The following is a 16114-nucleotide window of genomic DNA, read 5'->3' on the forward strand; positions in this document are numbered from 1 at the left end:
CCTGGGCGAGTGGCGAATGACCTGGTATCGGCTGGTCGAATTCGCCGAAGAATTCGGAATTCCGTCAGTTTTGACCCGCTCAGGCTTGGAGAACGCCGGGGCGGATAGGAGCTTCTTTCGCTTCGGCAGCTCAGAGCGCCGTGCTGTCACGGTCGCCGGTGCGGATGCGCACCACCGATTCAACGGGGCTGATGAAGATCTTGCCGTCGCCGATTTCGCCGGTACGGGCGGCATCGGCGATCGACTTGACCACCTCTTCCACTCGGTCGTCTTCGACCACAACTTCGATCTTCAGTTTCTGCAGAAACTCAACGGTGAATTCCGAACCGCGATAGCGCTCTACCTGCCCTTTTTGGCGACCGAATCCGCGGACCTCGCTCACGGTCATGCCGATGATTCCGGCTTCGACCAACGCCACCTTTACGTCTTCCAGCTTGAAAGGACGAATAATCGCTTCGACCTTTTTCATGGGGGGAGTATTGATCTTGTCTAAAGGATGCCGCGGTTCTCAGAGCTGTGCGTGGCCGCTGTTACAGAACGCTGCTGAAGCTTGACTTCTTAGGGTCACTGCTCAGTACTGGCCCAGTTGATCCCTTTGACTCAGACCCCCCTCTACGGCGAACGCGCCATCGCCGACGCCGAGCTGATCTGCTTCGACAATCCTAGGCCTGGCCGGCCCTACGAGATATCGATCGAGCTGCCCGAATTCACCTGTAAGTGCCCTTTCTCCGGCTACCCCGATTTCGCCGTGCTGCGCTTGATTTACCAACCAGGGCCCCGTGTAGTGGAGCTCAAGGCCATCAAGCTTTACGTGAACAGCTTCCGTGACCAGTCGATCTCCCATGAGGAGGTGACCAATCGGATCCTTGACGATCTGGTCGCGGCCACCGATCCGGTTTGGATGCAGTTGGAAGCCGACTTCAATCCCCGTGGCAACGTTCACACTGTGGTGAGGGTCAGTCACGGCACCCGTCAGCCCTGCTGATCGACTCTTTGTCCAGGGTCGGCCGATGGAGCTACCACCTGCTGCACTAGCAGGGGTAATTCATTGGCGAAGGCGGCGAGATTGCGGTTGCAGAGGCCGCCCACACTGAGGGTTCCATCGGTTGCGATGGCCCAGAGCTGACGGGTGGCTACAAGGCTCAGACCACCTCCTACCAGCAGCACCGCGAAGCCCAAGTAAACCAGTGGAACTCCAGGATCCCGTTTGAGCAGAAGGCCGCTGGCCGGTAGAACCGAGTCCACCCGCATTGGTAATCCCTTCACCTCAGCGGCTGGACCGCCAGGCTGCAGCCGAGCGATCTGTTGGCCGTCCGCATCGAACACCGTGGCGGGCCCTTGTTCACTGTCCAGGCTCAGGAACACCGGTTCCGTCCCATCGGGGCGGGTCGGCAGCACCAGTCCCCAGATCTGATCACCCAGCTCCGGATAGGTCTGCAACGGCAGTTCCAGCACGGGGCTGCGCCCGATCTGCAGGCTGATCGTTGCGAGCGACCAATCTGCCTGATAAATGGTGATGCCCCGATGCCGCAGCGGGTGATTGACGCTGATCTCGGCATCCAAGCTTTGGTTGGGTCCCTTGAGCTGCAGCGCCGATCGGAACTGTTCGGTACGCCCGGCTGGATCTCGATCAATGGCGAAGCGGTCCAGGGTGATCGTCAGCTGACTGGTGCCATCGCGATCCAGCAGATCGAGGCTGCGGCCTGGGGCCAGGAAGCGCTCCAGGCGGTTCCCCGCCAGTGCCCCCCAGGCCGCGCCCAGCATCAGCAGTACCAGGCCGGTGTGCACGAGCAAGGGTCCCACTCGACCGATGGCGCCGCGCCGGGCCGCCAGCCGTTGTGACTTGCGTTGCACCTCCCATCCGCTGGCCCGCAGCACCGTCTCCAGCTGCGTCAGCCCCTGGCTGGGGTCCGGGCAGGCCTGGCTTTCGGCGATGGCCAATTTGCTCAGTTGGCGCGTGGTTCGGTAGTCGATCCAGCGCCGGGCTGCCACCAGGGCTGGCCATTGACGTCTCCAGCTGCAGAGGATCAGGGCGAGGCCGAGCCAGGCCAGCAAGGCCAAAAACCAACCGCTGGAATACACATGATCGAGCTGTAGTCGCAGTACTTGCTCGCCGTGGAGCAGGCCCAGCCAGGGGCTCGTGGCGTAAGCATCGATGTAGCTAACGGGGGGATCCCCCTGGGGGATGGCTGTTCCCACGGCACTGGCCAGGGCGATCAGCAGCAGCAGCACGATCGCCAGCCGCAGATCGCTGAGCCAGGCCGCCAGGCGTTTAAGCATCGCCACGGCCATCAGCTCCAGCGGGCCAGCAGAGTGAGCAGGCCGGTGGTGAGCAGTACGACGCCACTGGCCGGCGGCACCCAGCGGCTGATGCCCCGCAACGCCAGCAGTTTGGGAATAGCTGCTGCAAATGTGCCGGCCAGCAGCAGAGGCAGCACCTGGCCGATGCCGAAGCTGCTGAGCAGGGCCACTCCCACCAGGGGACGTCCGCTTTGGGCGATCCAGCCCAGCAGAACCGCCAACACTGGTGTGGTGCAGGGGGAGGCCGCCAGGCCAAAGGCCAGTCCCGCCGCAACGGGTGCCAGTGGGGCCGGGACCTTTTGACGCCACAGCTCCGGATCCGGCCCACTGGGCAGCGGAATCCGCAGCACCCCCAGCAGGTTCAGCCCCATTGCCACCGCCAGGATCGCCACCAATGTGGGAATCAGTGCCGGCACCTGCCCGTAAATTCGGCCCAGCAGCCCGCTGACGCTGCCCAGCACAACCAGAGCACCGACGATGCCGCCGCAAAAGGCCAGGCTCCGCTGCCAGGCCGGTTGGCCATCTTCAAAGCCCGCCAGATAGGCCAGGGTCACCGGTAGCAACGACAGGGAACAGGGGCCCAGGCTGGTGAGTGCGCCGCCACCAAACACCAGTGCCAGGGTCAGCGGACCGGGATCCGCCAGGGCACGCTGCAGCAGCTGTTCGCTGCTCTGGGCCAGATCGGAGAGCAGCAGCAGGTCCACAGAAGCCCACGAGTTTCCAAAGCCTATCCAGGCAAGCCGGTTGGCTCGTCAAGCTCAGCGTTGGCGCACTGGCCGTGGTCGTGTGCTCGATCGTCCGCCGATCAAGCCGGTGGATTCCAGCGAACAGCGGATCAGCAGCCCCAGGATCACCAGGCTCGACATCAGCGAGTTGCCTCCATAGCTGATCAACGGCAGCGGCAGACCGGTCGTTGGCATGGCCCCAGAGGCCACCGCAATGTTCAGAATCGATTGGCCCACAAGGATCGTGGTGCAACCGATCGCCACAAGCCGCGCCTGGTTGCTGCGGCAGCGCAGGGCCACTCGCAGCCCCACCCAGGCCACCAGCATGAGGAACAACAGCAGCAGCACCGAGCCGACAAATCCAAATTCTTCGGCGAAAACCGCATAAATGAAGTCGGTGCTCTGGATCGGCAGATACTGCAGCTTTTGGGTGGAGAGGCCGTACCCCTGGCCCATCCAGCCTCCCGATCCGATCGCCAACAGGCTCTGCACCAGTTGGTAGCCATCCCCCATCGGATCGTTCCAGGGATCCAGAAATGACACCACCCGCAGGCGTTGGTACTCGTTAATCAGGATGCTTGCGGTGCCCAGAAGCGATCCGGCTAGGGCGGTGCCCACCAGGCTGCGCCAGCGCAGGCCAGCCGCCATGGCCACCATCCACAGGGTGAGTCCCATCAGGGCGGCGGTGGAAAGGTTGGGCTGCTTGAGGATCAGCAACAGCAGTCCGCCAAAGCTGCCGAGCCAGAGCAGCTTCTGGTCGAGACTCATCCGGCTCCAGGGAGCGAACAGGTTGGCGGCCTGCAGAACCACGAAGGGCTTCACAAGTTCTGATGGCTGCACCTGCAGGGGCCCCAGCACCAGCCAGCGGCTGGCGCCGTTCACGGTGGTGCCCATCACCAGGGTGGCGGCGATCAGCAGGCAGCCCATCCAAAGCCCCGGGCCTGACCAGCGCAGCCAGCGCCGAAGGCTGGTGGAGATCGTGATGCCGAGCAGGCTCCAGCTCGCCATCAGCCAGATCGCCTGCCGTTTCAGGTAGAAGGCGCCATCACCCATTTCCCGCAGGGCTACCCACCAGCTGGCCGAGGCCAGGATCACCAGTCCTGCAATACTCCAAAACCCGGCCAATCCCATCAGTAGGCGGGCCTCTGCCGGCCAGAGCTGCCAGGGCAAGGGCAGCAGCTTTTGAAACACTCCGTTATTACGTCCCCCGGTCTTTTCACGCCTGGCAGAAATGGACTTAGGCGCTGTCGCGTTCACCGGTACTGGGCAGAGGGACTCTCGATGCTCCATTGAGCCGTGAAAGCTGGGCTTTGCCAAGGCAAAGATGCTGTTGTTCAGGCGGCACTGAGGCGCTCGTGCTCCACTTCCCATTGCACGTGGGACCCCCAAGATTGCTGGCGCACCCAGCAGCGGCCCCCACGGCAGTGCAGCACCTGGAAGGGAGGCAGGTCGGACGGCTGGTTGTCGAGCCGCACAAAGCTGCCGGGCCTCAACAGAGGCACCACGTTGGCGGGTTGGGGGCGGTGGGTGGACACGTCTCTCGACGCAGATTGGAGGAAATCCTCACGGCAGAACCGGCTTCAGCCTCTGGATCGCCGGTTTTCTTCGGGATCGGTCTGCTTTTATGTCGCAATGGCGTCCAAACAGCGTCTGGATCTGGAACTCCTGACCCGTGGCCTGGTCAGTTCACGGCAACAGGCGCAGCAGCTGATTCGTGCTGGCAAGGTTCGGGATGGAGCCGGCATGCTGCTGGACAAACCCGGCACGGAAGTCACGGCCGAGCGTGAATTGCGGGTGGAACAGCCCCCTCGCTTCGTCTCCCGTGGCGGCGAAAAACTGTTGGCTGGATTGCAGGCCTTTTCTGTACGGGTGGAGGATCGCGTCTGCCTGGATGGCGGCATCTCCACTGGTGGCTTCACCGATTGCCTGCTGCAGCACGGAGCCAGCCGGGTCTATGGCGTGGATGTGGGCTATGGCCAGACGGCTTGGAGCCTGCGCACCGATCCCAGGGTGGTTCTGCGTGAACGTACCAATCTGCGCCACCTCCAACCCGAGGTTCTCTATACGGCGGATGACCCCTGGCCCAGTCTTGCGGTCACCGATGTGTCGTTCATTTCGCTGCGTCTGATCCTTCCTGCCTTGCGCCGGCTGTTGCAGGGTCCAGGTACCGAGGCGCTGGTGCTGGTGAAGCCGCAGTTTGAGGTCGGTAAGAACAGGGTTGGCAAGGGGGGTGTGGTTCGTGATCCGGCGGCCCATCGTGATGCCATCGAATCCGTGATCACAGCCGCTGGGGAGTCGGGTTGGCAGCCGCAGGGCCTCGTGGCCTCGCCGCTCACAGGCCCCGCCGGCAACCACGAGTACGTGCTCTGGTTGGGTGAGGCCGACGCGGCTGATTTGCCGGATCTAGAGCTTCTGGTGGCGAAGACGCTTAATGGTTGATGGGCCATAAAAAAGCCCGGTGTTGAACCGGGCTTGGCCTTGAATTGGAAGGGAGTTCAGTTGCCGACGTTGACCTGCTGCCCCCCGGTGCAGAGTTCCACCTTGATAATGCGTCCCCCCTGTTTCTGGATGCGCTGTTGCTCAGCGAACCAGCTGTCATAGGGAACCCATTTGGTGAAGAAGGTGTTCTGCAATTCGCGCTGCGTCCGAACCTTTTCAGGGCTGGGGATGCAGGCTGTGACTTTGAACAACCGCATGGGGCTCAGTTGCCGAGGCCGGAGCAGATGTAGTCGAAGTAGACGCCCATTTCCTTGCCGGCGTCAGGGCCGACCAGTCCAGCGGTGACTTCTTTCATGGCTTGGATTGCCTGAACAGTGGCGCCGATGGGAACTCCCAAGGAGTTGTAGGTCTCCTTGAGGCCGTTAAGCACCCGCTCATCGAGGATGGAAGTGTCGCCGGCGAGCATGGCGTAGGTGGAATACCGCAGGTAGTAGTCCAGATCGCGGATGCAGGCGGCGTAGCGGCGGGTGGTGTACATGTTGCCGCCGGGACGGGTGATGTCCGAATACAGCAGGGCCTTGGCAACGGCATCACGGATGATGGCTGAAGCGTTGGCGCTGATGGTGGCGGCAGCGCGCACGCGCAGTTCACCACTGGCGAAATACGACTCGAGGCTGCTCATCGAGGACGTATCCAGGTACAGGCCCTGGACGTCCGACTTGTTGATGACGTTGGTGATGGCGTCTTGCATGGATCCGTGAGGAGACGAGGGAGAAAATCAGCGAGCGGTTCAGGCGAGGGCGCCAACCACGTAGTCGAAGTAGGTGCCGGCTTCCTCTGCGTCGGCTCCTGTGAGGAGGCCCATGGCGACGATCTTCATCTCGCGCACGGATTCAGCCAAAGCTTCCAGAGGGGTTCCCAGGGAGCGATAGAGCTCTTTTGCGCCGATCACACCGATCTCTTCAATCGGAGTTACGTCACCGGCAACGATGCCGTAGGTGACAAGGCGGAGGTAGTAATCCATGTCGCGCAGACATGTGGCGGTCATCTCCTCGCCGTAGGCGTTACCGCCAGGGGAGATGACGTCGGGACGCTTCTGGAACAGCTGACCTCCAGCCTGCTTGACGATGCGCTCGCGGCTCTCGCACAAGACCTGAGCCACGCGCAGACGGCGTTGACCGCCGGTGACGAAGGCTTTGATCTGGTCGAGTTCGCCAGGGCTGAGGTAGCGGGCTTCGGCGTCCGCGTTGATGATCGAGTTGGAGACGATGCTCATGCAGTTCTGCCTCGAAACAAGCGGCCGCCCGTAGGAGACCGGTATCCGGTGAATAAGGGGTGATCCCGAGGGATCGAGTCTCAGACTAAAGGCTGGGACAGGGGGTCGAAGCGTCGGGAGTGAGACTTGTTCACATCGGTCAACAGTGACCGCTGTGAGCTCGCTCCGTTGGATTCGGCTGAGGCATTCTGCGCTGACCATGGCCGGGGAGTTTTGCCCGGGTAACAGTTCTTCATGGCTGATTTGTTGCGCAGAAAAGTACTGGCATAACTGCGATCTGCGACTTCGCTCGGGATGCGTCTTAGACGCACAAAATGATCCCGAGGAAGCTGTACTTCACCGGGATCGAATGAGAACAACCGCCGCGAATGTGGCGGTTGTTAGTCACTGAAATGGGCCGTACGGCTTAGATCGCCTCGCTCGAGGAGGGATTCATGCCGGCGTTTCCGTTGTACAGCGATGCTGTCCGCTGAATTGTGGCCTGTGGAACCCCTGAGCTGGTGTTCATGCCATCAACGCGAGGCACCGCTGTGCCGATGCGATCTGCTAGCAATTCGGTCACCGCAGCACCATGGCCTGCCTGGGCTCGTGTGATCAGGAAGCGGCTGGTCTCAGCAGGTGTGGTCGCCCGCCCCAGCAGGGCTAAACCAGCAGCGGAAGCGGCCCGAAGCGGTGCCATCGAGGAGATCCGGTTCTGGAACGCCTCGCTCATCGCCACTTCAGCGATGAAATCAGCCAGGTCGATGTCCTGATTGCGCAGACGTGACTCCGCGCTGATCAGACGCTCACTTCCGGTGGGGACACGGTTGAGCAGCTGCTTGTAAGTCGCATCGAGAACCGTCTGTAGCTCATCTTCGCTGCAAGGCTGTTTCAGCTCGAGCATCGCGGGAAGTCCACCCCGCAAGCGGAACCCTGAAGCTCCTTCCGTGACAAGGGCCATTCCCATGCGTGGGAGTGCCTGTCCACTCCGCGCGTTGGAAGAAATGAGCTCAACGCTCCAGGTGCGACCCCCGATGCTGGTTGGCGTTGAGTTGCTGGCTCGACGCATTGGGAAGCCAGTCTTGTTGGATGCAAGACCTTGTCGACGCACCACCGACAGCCAACTGGGCCCCGCGGCGTTTGCGTTGGTTGTTGTCGTGAAGTCTTGGCTGGTTGCTTTTTGCGTGTCAGGCAGGTTGCGTGGTGTTACATCGCCACTGCTGCGGAACGCTTCGGATCGATGGGTTTCAGGACGGCTGCCAAGGGTCAGATCAGCGGCAGCTTCAATCTTGAGAGGACGTGACCAGCCGGGAGCCCGGCGAGCAGTCACATCACCGGGTGTGATGAAACGTTCGTAGGGGACTGTGTCGGCTCCAAACGCTTGGCTGTATTCCTTGCTGTCGATCAGTGCGTCAACCACTCCATAGAAACCGTGTCGTGCGGCTGTATCGAAAAGGGCATCGATTTCCCAGCGTCCGAAGGTGGGTCGGCCAAGCAAACGGCGATGCATCACTTCGATCGCCTTCACGATGTAGAGGCCGCTCCAGTAGCGGCGTCGGAAAGCATCGGATTTGGCGACGGCCCGAACAAAATCCTTGAGCGGAATATCCCCATTTTCGAGGCGGGCTTCATCAGAGCTCATTCGCTCTCCCGCATAGCCGCCGTTGCCTAGCACTTGCACGTAAACCGCCTTGATCACGGCTTGGGTGCTGGCCTCAGTCGTGCGCACGCTGGGCTGACCACCACGGCCTGGATTCACAGTGCCACCTGTGGCGATCTGCTGAAGTCGCATGACGCGCGGACCACTCTTGCGTGGGCGGCTCTTGCGGAAACTGTCGCTGTCCAGCTGGCCGGGGCTGTTGAGCCCATTGCTCACGAGCAGGCGGCGGCTGTCGTAGCCGTAGGGGGCTGGTCGGGTGGCCACTGAAGCTGTGCCGCTCGGGAAGATGGCTCCGAATTTGTTGGCTACCGGATCATTGCCACCGCCGTAGACGTGCTGGTCGGCAAACGGTTGGCGGTAGGAGGCGTAGAGGGTGACGTATTGCGGTGCGCCATCGAAGGGGGCGCTGAAGTTGAAGAGCTTTCGGTTGGATCCCCAGCCGGCGCTTTCCTGGGCTTCCGTGCCGAGATCCCGCAGGTAGGGAACTGTTTCTTCACCAAAGGCCTGGGCGTATTCCGAGGAATTCACCAGTACATCCACGAGGCCATTGAGGCCCTGGTCACTGAGGATGGCGAACGACTTTCGGAATTCCTCGAGGGAGCTGATGCCCCGTCCGAGGAAGTGGCGATAGGCCAGTTCAACAACACGGCTGTTGACGAAACCGTCGTGGAACTGCTGGCGATATTCCTTGCTGCGGCCGAGGGCGCGAACGAATTCGCGCATCGAGATCTGGCCTTGGGCGACCGCGCTGGCTTTGTCTGCGCAGGGGGTCTGGGAATAACCCTTGGCGATGTCGCGCTCAAACACCTGGCGGTAAGCGGCGCGAATGATTTCTGCTTTTTCTGCTCCGGAGAGGCCCGGCCGCATCTCAAAGAGCTGGCGGCCTTCTGAGGCAAGGGCGTAGATCGCCGGGAGTTGCAAACCTTGTTGAACTGCACTCCCCTGCCGCTGCTTGGTGCTGGGGGTGGGTATGGCCAGCTCCTGCAACAGCACGTTGAAGCAGTCGATCGTCATCTGACGGGCTTCAGGACGGTCCCGTAGCAGTTCGGCGGAGGCTGCCCGCATCTCCTGAAGGGCCACGTTGGTGGCAGCCAGGGAGCAATTCTCCAGAAGAATGTCCCGCAGGCCGCGGGTGTTCACCGCGAGGATGCTGGGGTCACCAGCCACCAGGGCGTAACCCACATAACGCAGGAACCAGCCCATATCGCGCACCGACTTGCGCATGAAAGCCGGGCCGTACTTGGCCACACTGATGGCGTTGAAGCCTGTCGGAAGCACCACACGAATATCAGCATCCCCACCGGCTCCTTCCAAAAGACGGGTCAGAAAGTTGCCTCTCTTTGTGCTGCCGCTGTCGCCGGTGAAGGTGCGTACCGACTGTTCAAAGGCGGCTTGGTCTGCTGCCAGTGGTGTGCCCCCCTGACCACTACTGCGTCCGGTCTCGCCCGTTGTTAGCGGCGATTCAAGGAAGGAGAGGGGCGTGCCCCCCACAAAAATTCTGTTGGCGGCGCGGGCCACGATGGCCTCGGCATTCGCCGCAATGATCCTGGACGCCTCGATCCGGTCTTGACCAGTTCGGAAGAAGGTCACAAGACTGTTCAGTTCCCCGTTGTCAGGGAAACGGTCCTGCTGCTCTGCCTGACGGACGCTGGAGAGCGGCAGCGTGTCGAACAGTTGGGGAGACACGCGCGGGCTGCCGCTGCTGGCGGTCACTGTCATCGACGAAAGCAAGCCGGATCGCGCCACGTTACGGCTGTCGGGATGGTGCTCCGCGGCCCCATGAACAAATGTTTGCAGGCCCTGCGGTGTCGGAGTGTCTCGCTGGGTGTGACGTGAAAAGCTCGCAGGCGCCGAATCTGCACTCCATGGCCCACCCAAAGCCCAGTGATGCTGCGACCCCCGTGGTGAGTGCGTTCTATGACCGCTTCCCTTTCCCGGGCGACCCGCTTCAGGACGGACCGCCCCCGGGATACAACTGGCGGTGGTGTCACCGCAGCGTTCTGGCCGCAGTCCACGGACTGATCCCATCTGGGATGGAGCGGCCGCGGATTCTTGATGCCGGCTGTGGCACCGGCGTCAGCACTGACTATCTCTGCCATCTCAATCCGGGTGCGGATGTGCTCGGGGTGGATATCAGTGATGGGGCCCTGGCGGTGGCGCAGGAACGGTGTCAGCGCTCCGGGGCGGCCCAGCAGGTGACCTCCCTGCGTCAGGAGCAGCGCAGTCTTCTGGATCTCGCTGACGAAGGACCCTTCGACTACATCAATTCGGTGGGGGTGTTGCACCACCTGGATCAGCCGGAAGCGGGCCTGCGCGCTTTAAGCGGTTTGTTGGCCCCCCATGGTTTGCTCCATCTCTTTCTTTATGCCGATGCAGGGCGCTGGGAGATTCACCGGACCCAGAAAGCTCTCACTCTTCTGCAGGCCGGTACCGGGGCGGAGGGGCTGCGCCTTGGTAGGGATCTCTTTGACACCCTGCCCGAAACCAATCGTCTCGCCCGTCATCACCGTGAACGCTGGGCCGTGGACTGTGCTGCGGATGCCAACTTCGCGGACATGTATCTGCATCCGCAGGAGACCAGCTACAACCTTGAGCGGCTGTTCCAATACATCGCCACGGCAGGCCTTCATTTCGCCGGCTTCTCGAATCCGGAGGTCTGGGATCCGGCACGCTTGTTGAACGGGGAGTTGTTGGAGCGTGCCCAAGCGTTGCCCCTTCCTCAGCAATGGGAGCTTGTGGAGCAGCTGGATCCCGACATCAGCCACTTCGAGTTTTTCCTTTCTGCCCAGCCGATCGAACCGGCAGTGCTGAGCGATGAGGCCTTGCTGCAGTCCCATGGGTTGCGCCAGCCCTGTCTGTGGGGCGAGCCGGATCCGATCCTTGGCACCGATATGGAACCGCTGCAGCTTTCGAATGAGGAGCGGGAGTTGCTGCAGAGGCTGCAGGAACAGCCCGATGCTCCGCTGGGAACCCTGGCTCAGCCGACGGTGATTCGCCGCCTGGTGGATCGGCGGCTGGTGCTGCTGAAGGCTTAAGGAAATACGCGTGATAGATTCCGCGCGCCATTTCAGGCAGCGCTTGGAGGATTTCTACCGTCTTCAGCGTCGTCTGCTGTTGGCCACCGTTCTGGTGTCCGTCGTCACGATTCCGATCGTGGCTCTCACCATGAACCTTTCGGTGGCTGGCAGTGTTTTTGTGGGCTCCTGCGCCGGACTTTTGTACGTGCGCTTGCTTGCCCGCAGTGTGGCCCGGCTCAGTGACCAGTCCCGTGGACTGGGGCGTTTTCAGCTCATCGTTCCAACCTTGCTTGTGGTTGGTTCGGCCAAGCTGCCCCAGCTCGATCTGTTGCCGGCTTTCCTGGGATTCCTTCTCTACAAGCCCGCCCTGATTCTTCAGCACGTTTTCGACGACCGCTGAAGCTGAGCACTTTTCTCTGCACCCATGGCTTTGCTGCCCCTACCACTTCCGTTCGCTGAACTGGAAGTGGGCCACCACCTGTATTGGCAGATCGGCGATCTGTACCTCCATGGCCAGGTTTTCCTGAGCTCTTGGATCCTGATTGGCATCCTGCTTGCCCTGGTGCTGGCTGGCACCCGCAACATGCAGCGCGACCCTTTGGGGCTGCAGAACCTGATGGAGTTCCTCTGGAACTTCATCCGCGACATCGCCCGCGACAACATCGGCGAGAAGTACTACCGCGATTGGCTGCCATTCATCGGCACCTTGTTCCTGTTCATCTTTGTGAGCAACTGGGGCGGTGCCCTGATCCCTTGGAAGATCTTCGAACTACCAGAGGGTGAACTCGGCGCTCCCACGGCAGACATCAACACCACGGTGGCGATGGCTCTGCTGGTGTCGCTGGCGTACTTCTATGCCGGCTTGAGCCGCAAGGGTTTGCGTTTCTTCGAGCTGTACGTGGAGCCGACTCCAATCATGCTCCCGTTCAAGATCATCGAGGAATTCACTAAGCCTCTTTCGCTCTCGTTCCGTTTGTTCGGCAACATCCTCGCCGACGAATTGGCGGTGGGTGTGCTGGTCTACCTGGTTCCGCTTTTAGTGCCTCTCCCCGTGATGCTGCTTGGCCTGTTCACCAGTGCCATTCAGGCTTTGATCTTTGCGACCCTCACCGCTTTCTACATCGGTGAAGGTCTTCACGAAGCCCACTAAACGCCCCCTTTTCTTTCGCCTTTTATCGGCGATCTGCTAAACACATCCGCGCGCAGGTCCGGCAATGCACCCGGGCCCATTCCTTCGGGAATGTCCCTGCGCGGGGGGAACCGATCCCCAAGACCATTCCGTACAGCGCTTACCAGCGCTTCCCCTTACACCACTCAACATGGATTCCATCACCTCCGCCGCTTCCGTTGTGGCCGCTGGCCTGGCAGTCGGCCTCGCCGCCATCGGCCCTGGTATCGGTCAGGGCACCGCGTCCGGCGGCGCTGTTGAGGGCATCGCCCGTCAGCCCGAAGCCGAAGGCAAGATCCGCGGCACCCTGCTGCTGTCCCTGGCGTTCATGGAATCGCTGACCATCTACGGCCTGGTGGTGGCTCTGGTGCTCTTGTTCGCCAACCCCTTCGCCGGCTGATCAGTGCCGGGGGATCTCTGATCCCCCCTTCTGAACTCCTTGTTTCGATTCCTTTCCAGCGCACCTTTCCATGACCTGGCTTCTGCTCGCTGAAGCAGGTGTTCCGGAGGGAGGTCTTTTCGACCTCGATGCCACACTTCCGCTAATGGCGGTTCAGGTGGTTCTCCTCACCTTCCTGCTCAATGTTCTCTTCTTCCGTCCGGTCGGCAAGGTCGTGGAAGATCGTGAGGGCTACATCTCCACCAGTCGTGCTGACGCCAAGCAGAAGCTTGCCCAGGTTGAACGCCTGGAAGCTGATCTGGCTGAACAGCTGAAAGGTGCCCGTCAGGCCGCTCAGGCCGTGATCGTTGAGGCGGAACAAGAAGTCGATCGGCTTTACCGCGAAGCACTGGCCCAGGCGGAAGCTGAAGCCAACCGCACGAAAGAGGAAAGCCGTCGCGCCATCGAGGCCGAGCGTGAATCCGCCCGTACCCAATTGAAGGGTCAGGTGGATCAGCTGAGCACCACGATCATCAACCGTTTGCTGACCGCGTGATGACTCTCAATTTCAATCCGCTTGAGACCAATCTGGTCAACCTGGTCATTGTGATCGGTGTCCTGGTTTGGTTCCTACGTGGGTTCCTGGGAGGAATCCTGGAACGCCGCCGCGCTGACATTCTTCAGGACCTGCAGGATGCTGAGTCCCGCCTGAAGACTGCCAGCGAAAACCTGAGCAAGGCCCAGTCCGAATTGGCTGCTGCCCAGCAGAAAGCCGAAAAGATTCGTGCCGATGGTCAGGCCCGCGCTGCAGGTATCCGTGCCGAAGGCGAGAAGCGGACCATCTCCGTGATGGCTGCCATCAAGGCCGGTGCCGATGCTGATGCTGAGGCTGATGCCGCTCGAATCAAAGACAGCCTTCGTCGTGAGGCCGCTCTTGCTTCGATCGACAAGGTTCTTGCCGAACTACCCGGCCGTCTCGATGCCAAAGCTCAGGCCAAGTTGATCGATTCCACCATCAAAAATCTGGAGAACGCCTGATGCCTCTCCTTAACTCCCTGGCCACCCCTTACGCCGAAGCATTGCTTCAGGTCACAGAGGCCCGTGGCGAGTCTGAAACCGTTGCGGATCAATGCAAGCAACTGCTTGAGATCTGGAACGATTCCGCGGACTTCCGTGACGCCATGGTGTCTCCGGTTCTTGAGCCCGACGCCAAAAAGAAAGCTCTCAAAGCTCTTGTTGGTGAGGATGTCACTCCTTCAGTTTTCAATTTGCTGAAGGTGCTGGCTGATCGCCAACGTCTCATTGCTTTTGATGCGGTCATGCTTCGCTACCTCGAGCTCTACCGCGAACAGCAAGGCATCACGCTGGCCCAGGTCCGTTCTGCTCAAAGCCTCACCGAGGATCAACAGGCGGCACTGTCCAAGAAGGTGCAGGCCATGGCCGGCACCAACAAGGTCGACATCGACCTCAGTGTGGATCCGTCCTTAATTGGCGGCTTCGTCGTGAGTCTCGGATCTCAGGTGATCGACGCCAGCTTGTCTGGCCAGGTTCGTCGCCTTGGTCTGGCACTCGCCAAGGCGAGCTGACCTCACTCTTTCCTCCAACGCTCCTTCCTCCCCAACTCCCACCTGGGATCACACGCCATGGTTTCCATCCGTCCTGACGAGATCAGCGCCATCCTCAAACAGCAAATTGAGGACTATGACAAGTCGGTTTCCGTCAGCAATGTCGGTACCGTTCTGACTGTGGGCGACGGCATCGCCCGCGTCTACGGCCTGCAGCAAGCCATGGCTGGCGAACTCATTGAATTTGAGGACGGCACCGAAGGCATCGCCCTGAACCTCGAAGACGACAACGTCGGCGCGGTGCTGATGGGTGAGGGATACGGCATTCAGGAAGGCAGCACGGTCAAGGCAACCGGCAAGATTGCCTCTGTTCCTGTCGGTGAAGCCCTGTTGGGCCGCGTGGTGAACTCCCTGGGTCGCGCCATCGACGGCAAGGGTGAAATCGCCACCAGCGAAACGCGCCTGATCGAGTCCATGGCGCCCGGCATCATTCAGCGCAAATCGGTGCACGAGCCGATGCAGACCGGCATCACCGCGATCGACGCAATGATCCCCGTTGGCCGAGGTCAGCGCGAGCTGATCATTGGTGACCGTCAGACCGGTAAAACTGCCATCGCGATCGACACGATCCTGAACCAGTCGGATCAGGACATGATCTGCGTCTACGTCGCGGTGGGGCAAAAGGCTGCCTCCGTGGCCAACGTTGTTGAGGTGCTGCGTGAGCGCGGTGCCCTCGACTACACCGTGATCGTGGCTGCGAACGCTTCTGAGCCCGCTGCACTGCAGTACCTGGCTCCTTACACAGGTGCCACCATCGCCGAGTACTTCATGTACAAGGGCAAGGCCACCTTGGTGATCTACGACGATCTTTCCAAGCAGGCTGCCGCCTATCGCCAGATGTCGCTCTTGCTGCGTCGTCCGCCCGGTCGTGAGGCTTACCCCGGTGACGTCTTCTACTGCCACAGCCGTTTGCTGGAGCGCGCTGCCAAGTTGTCTGACGCGATGGGCAAGGGTTCGATGACCGCTCTGCCGATCATCGAGACTCAGGCCGGCGACGTTTCGGCTTACATCCCCACCAACGTGATTTCAATCACGGACGGACAGATCTTCCTCAGCTCTGACCTGTTCAACTCCGGTCTACGCCCAGCTATCAACGTTGGTATCTCCGTGAGCCGGGTGGGTGGTGCTGCCCAGACCAAGGCCATCAAAAAGATTGCCGGCACCCTGAAGCTGGAGCTGGCTCAGTTCGACGAGCTGGCTGCCTTCTCGCAGTTCGCCTCTGACCTGGATGCCTCCACCCAGCAGCAGCTCGAGCGTGGCAAGCGCTTGCGTGAACTGCTCAAGCAGCCTCAGTTCAGCCCCCTGATCCTGGCTGAGCAGGTCGCCATCGTTTATGCGGGTGTGAAGGGCCTGATCGATGCCGTCCCCGTCGACAAGGTGGTCGACTTCTCCCGAGAACTTCGTGAGTACCTCAAGTCCAACAAGGCTGAGTTCATCTCCGAAATCCAGGAGAAGAAGGTGATGAGCCCTGAGGCTGAGGCCATCCTCAAGGATGCCATCACCGAAGTCGTGTCCACCATGGTCGCTTCTGCGGCCTGACGGAGC

19 protein-coding genes are annotated in these 16114 nt (G+C 61.1%); 10 read left to right on the forward strand and 9 right to left on the reverse strand.

All coding sequences use genetic code 11. The annotated features are described in order from the left end of the window. Positions 1–130: 130 nt before the first annotated feature. A complete protein-coding gene (locus tag NCN06_RS07145; RefSeq protein WP_006851285.1) occupies positions 131–469 on the reverse strand; it encodes a P-II family nitrogen regulator in 339 nt (112 codons plus the stop codon). Between the two features lie 126 nt (positions 470–595). Here NCN06_RS07145 and queF point away from each other — a divergent pair, with 126 nt between their 5' ends. After that, positions 596–985 (forward strand): preQ(1) synthase, encoded by a 390-nt coding sequence (queF, locus tag NCN06_RS07150; protein WP_226397961.1) that lies wholly within the window; start codon positions 596–598, stop codon positions 983–985. On the opposite strand, the gene NCN06_RS07155 is transcribed toward queF, so the two are convergent. The 4 genes from NCN06_RS07155 to NCN06_RS07170 form a co-directional block, all read right to left on the reverse strand. Beyond that, entirely contained in the window at positions 973–2280 is a 1308-nt protein-coding gene (locus tag NCN06_RS07155) for a cytochrome c biogenesis ResB family protein (RefSeq protein WP_250398821.1), read from the reverse strand. The two genes, queF and NCN06_RS07155, sit on opposite strands and share 13 nt — an antisense overlap. An 11-nt stretch (positions 2281–2291) precedes the next feature. Next, entirely contained in the window at positions 2292–3005 is a 714-nt protein-coding gene (locus tag NCN06_RS07160) for a cytochrome c biogenesis CcdA family protein (protein WP_226397963.1), read from the reverse strand. Positions 3006–3059: 54 nt separating this feature from the next. Beyond that, entirely contained in the window at positions 3060–4157 is a 1098-nt protein-coding gene (locus tag NCN06_RS07165; RefSeq protein WP_370629806.1) for an FtsW/RodA/SpoVE family cell cycle protein, read from the reverse strand. 203 nt (positions 4158–4360) lie between these two features. After that, positions 4361–4561, reverse strand: a complete 201-nt coding sequence (locus NCN06_RS07170) for a hypothetical protein (RefSeq protein WP_115022436.1) — start codon at positions 4559–4561, stop codon at positions 4361–4363. Positions 4562–4658: 97 nt separating this feature from the next. On the opposite strand from NCN06_RS07170, the gene NCN06_RS07175 reads away from it, so the two are divergent. Further along, on the forward strand, positions 4659–5465 hold the full coding sequence (locus tag NCN06_RS07175; RefSeq protein WP_115022435.1) for a TlyA family RNA methyltransferase: 807 nt from the start codon (positions 4659–4661) through the stop codon (positions 5463–5465). 56 nt (positions 5466–5521) lie between these two features. Here NCN06_RS07175 and NCN06_RS07180 read toward each other — a convergent pair whose 3' ends face one another. The 4 genes from NCN06_RS07180 to NCN06_RS07195 all read right to left on the reverse strand — a co-directional run bounded on the left by NCN06_RS07180 (position 5522) and on the right by NCN06_RS07195 (position 10099). Continuing rightward, positions 5522–5722 (reverse strand): phycobilisome linker polypeptide, encoded by a 201-nt coding sequence (locus tag NCN06_RS07180; protein WP_006851140.1) that lies wholly within the window; start codon positions 5720–5722, stop codon positions 5522–5524. 5 nt (positions 5723–5727) lie between these two features. After that, the gene (gene apcB / locus NCN06_RS07185) at positions 5728–6216 is read right to left on the reverse strand and encodes an allophycocyanin subunit beta (protein WP_115022433.1); all 489 of its coding nucleotides are present in this window, start codon (positions 6214–6216) and stop codon (positions 5728–5730) included. 39 nt (positions 6217–6255) lie between these two features. Further along, the gene (gene apcA / locus NCN06_RS07190; RefSeq protein WP_006849995.1) at positions 6256–6741 is read right to left on the reverse strand and encodes an allophycocyanin subunit alpha; all 486 of its coding nucleotides are present in this window, start codon (positions 6739–6741) and stop codon (positions 6256–6258) included. Positions 6742–7147: 406 nt separating this feature from the next. After that, on the reverse strand, positions 7148–10099 hold the full coding sequence (locus NCN06_RS07195) for a phycobilisome rod-core linker polypeptide (RefSeq protein ID WP_226423267.1): 2952 nt from the start codon (positions 10097–10099) through the stop codon (positions 7148–7150). A 146-nt stretch (positions 10100–10245) separates the two neighbouring features. On the opposite strand from NCN06_RS07195, the gene NCN06_RS07200 reads away from it, so the two are divergent. From NCN06_RS07200 to atpA, 8 genes are all read left to right on the forward strand, one after another. Beyond that, positions 10246–11415 carry a class I SAM-dependent methyltransferase gene (locus NCN06_RS07200; protein WP_226423266.1) on the forward strand — a complete coding sequence of 390 codons (1170 nt, stop codon included), beginning with the start codon at positions 10246–10248 and terminating at the stop codon, positions 11413–11415. Positions 11416–11458: 43 nt separating this feature from the next. Further along, positions 11459–11797 carry a hypothetical protein gene (locus NCN06_RS07205; protein WP_115022430.1) on the forward strand — a complete coding sequence of 113 codons (339 nt, stop codon included), beginning with the start codon at positions 11459–11461 and terminating at the stop codon, positions 11795–11797. A gap of 24 nt (positions 11798–11821) precedes the next feature. Beyond that, positions 11822–12547: a F0F1 ATP synthase subunit A gene (atpB, locus tag NCN06_RS07210; RefSeq protein ID WP_115022428.1), complete on the forward strand. Its 726-nt coding sequence runs from the start codon at positions 11822–11824 to the stop codon at positions 12545–12547. Positions 12548–12716: 169 nt separating this feature from the next. Beyond that, positions 12717–12965: an ATP synthase F0 subunit C gene (gene atpE / locus NCN06_RS07215; RefSeq protein ID WP_006851467.1), complete on the forward strand. Its 249-nt coding sequence runs from the start codon at positions 12717–12719 to the stop codon at positions 12963–12965. Positions 12966–13035: 70 nt separating this feature from the next. Beyond that, entirely contained in the window at positions 13036–13500 is a 465-nt protein-coding gene (locus tag NCN06_RS07220; protein ID WP_115022426.1) for a F0F1 ATP synthase subunit B', read from the forward strand. Continuing rightward, the gene (locus NCN06_RS07225; RefSeq protein WP_115022424.1) at positions 13500–13982 is read left to right on the forward strand and encodes a F0F1 ATP synthase subunit B; all 483 of its coding nucleotides are present in this window, start codon (positions 13500–13502) and stop codon (positions 13980–13982) included. Before NCN06_RS07220 ends, NCN06_RS07225 begins: the two co-directional genes overlap by 1 nt. Next, positions 13982–14530 carry an ATP synthase F1 subunit delta gene (gene atpH / locus NCN06_RS07230; RefSeq protein WP_115022423.1) on the forward strand — a complete coding sequence of 183 codons (549 nt, stop codon included), beginning with the start codon at positions 13982–13984 and terminating at the stop codon, positions 14528–14530. The genes NCN06_RS07225 and atpH overlap by 1 nt, the downstream gene beginning before the upstream one ends. A 57-nt stretch (positions 14531–14587) precedes the next feature. Next, positions 14588–16108, forward strand: a complete 1521-nt coding sequence (gene atpA / locus NCN06_RS07235; protein ID WP_115022421.1) for a F0F1 ATP synthase subunit alpha — start codon at positions 14588–14590, stop codon at positions 16106–16108. The last annotated feature ends 6 nt before the right edge of the window (positions 16109–16114 follow it).

The organism is Synechococcus sp. MU1648 (assembly GCF_023630615.1).
Taxonomy (GTDB): Bacteria; Cyanobacteriota; Cyanobacteriia; order PCC-6307; family Cyanobiaceae; genus Parasynechococcus.

Excerpts from the sequence above, each read along its gene's own strand:
- NCN06_RS07200 (WP_226423266.1), top strand. The coding sequence starts at position 10,246 with ATGGCCCACCCAAAGCCCAGTGATGCTGCGACCCCCGTGGTGAGTGCG.
- NCN06_RS07220 (WP_115022426.1), top strand. The coding sequence starts at position 13,036 with ATGACCTGGCTTCTGCTCGCTGAAGCAGGTGTTCCGGAGGGAGGTCTT.
- NCN06_RS07145 (WP_006851285.1), bottom strand. The coding sequence starts at position 469 with ATGAAAAAGGTCGAAGCGATTATTCGTCCTTTCAAGCTGGAAGACGTA.
- NCN06_RS07225 (WP_115022424.1), top strand. The coding sequence starts at position 13,500 with ATGACTCTCAATTTCAATCCGCTTGAGACCAATCTGGTCAACCTGGTC.
- NCN06_RS07195 (WP_226423267.1), bottom strand. The coding sequence starts at position 10,099 with ATGACAGTGACCGCCAGCAGCGGCAGCCCGCGCGTGTCTCCCCAACTG.
- atpH (WP_115022423.1), top strand. The coding sequence starts at position 13,982 with ATGCCTCTCCTTAACTCCCTGGCCACCCCTTACGCCGAAGCATTGCTT.
- atpB (WP_115022428.1), top strand. The coding sequence starts at position 11,822 with ATGGCTTTGCTGCCCCTACCACTTCCGTTCGCTGAACTGGAAGTGGGC.
- NCN06_RS07175 (WP_115022435.1), top strand. The coding sequence starts at position 4,659 with ATGGCGTCCAAACAGCGTCTGGATCTGGAACTCCTGACCCGTGGCCTG.
- atpE (WP_006851467.1), top strand. The coding sequence starts at position 12,717 with ATGGATTCCATCACCTCCGCCGCTTCCGTTGTGGCCGCTGGCCTGGCA.
- apcB (WP_115022433.1), bottom strand. The coding sequence starts at position 6,216 with ATGCAAGACGCCATCACCAACGTCATCAACAAGTCGGACGTCCAGGGC.
- NCN06_RS07180 (WP_006851140.1), bottom strand. The coding sequence starts at position 5,722 with ATGCGGTTGTTCAAAGTCACAGCCTGCATCCCCAGCCCTGAAAAGGTT.
- atpA (WP_115022421.1), top strand. The coding sequence starts at position 14,588 with ATGGTTTCCATCCGTCCTGACGAGATCAGCGCCATCCTCAAACAGCAA.
- NCN06_RS07155 (WP_250398821.1), bottom strand. The coding sequence starts at position 2,280 with ATGCTTAAACGCCTGGCGGCCTGGCTCAGCGATCTGCGGCTGGCGATC.
- apcA (WP_006849995.1), bottom strand. The coding sequence starts at position 6,741 with ATGAGCATCGTCTCCAACTCGATCATCAACGCGGACGCCGAAGCCCGC.
- NCN06_RS07165 (WP_370629806.1), bottom strand. The coding sequence starts at position 4,157 with ATGGGATTGGCCGGGTTTTGGAGTATTGCAGGACTGGTGATCCTGGCC.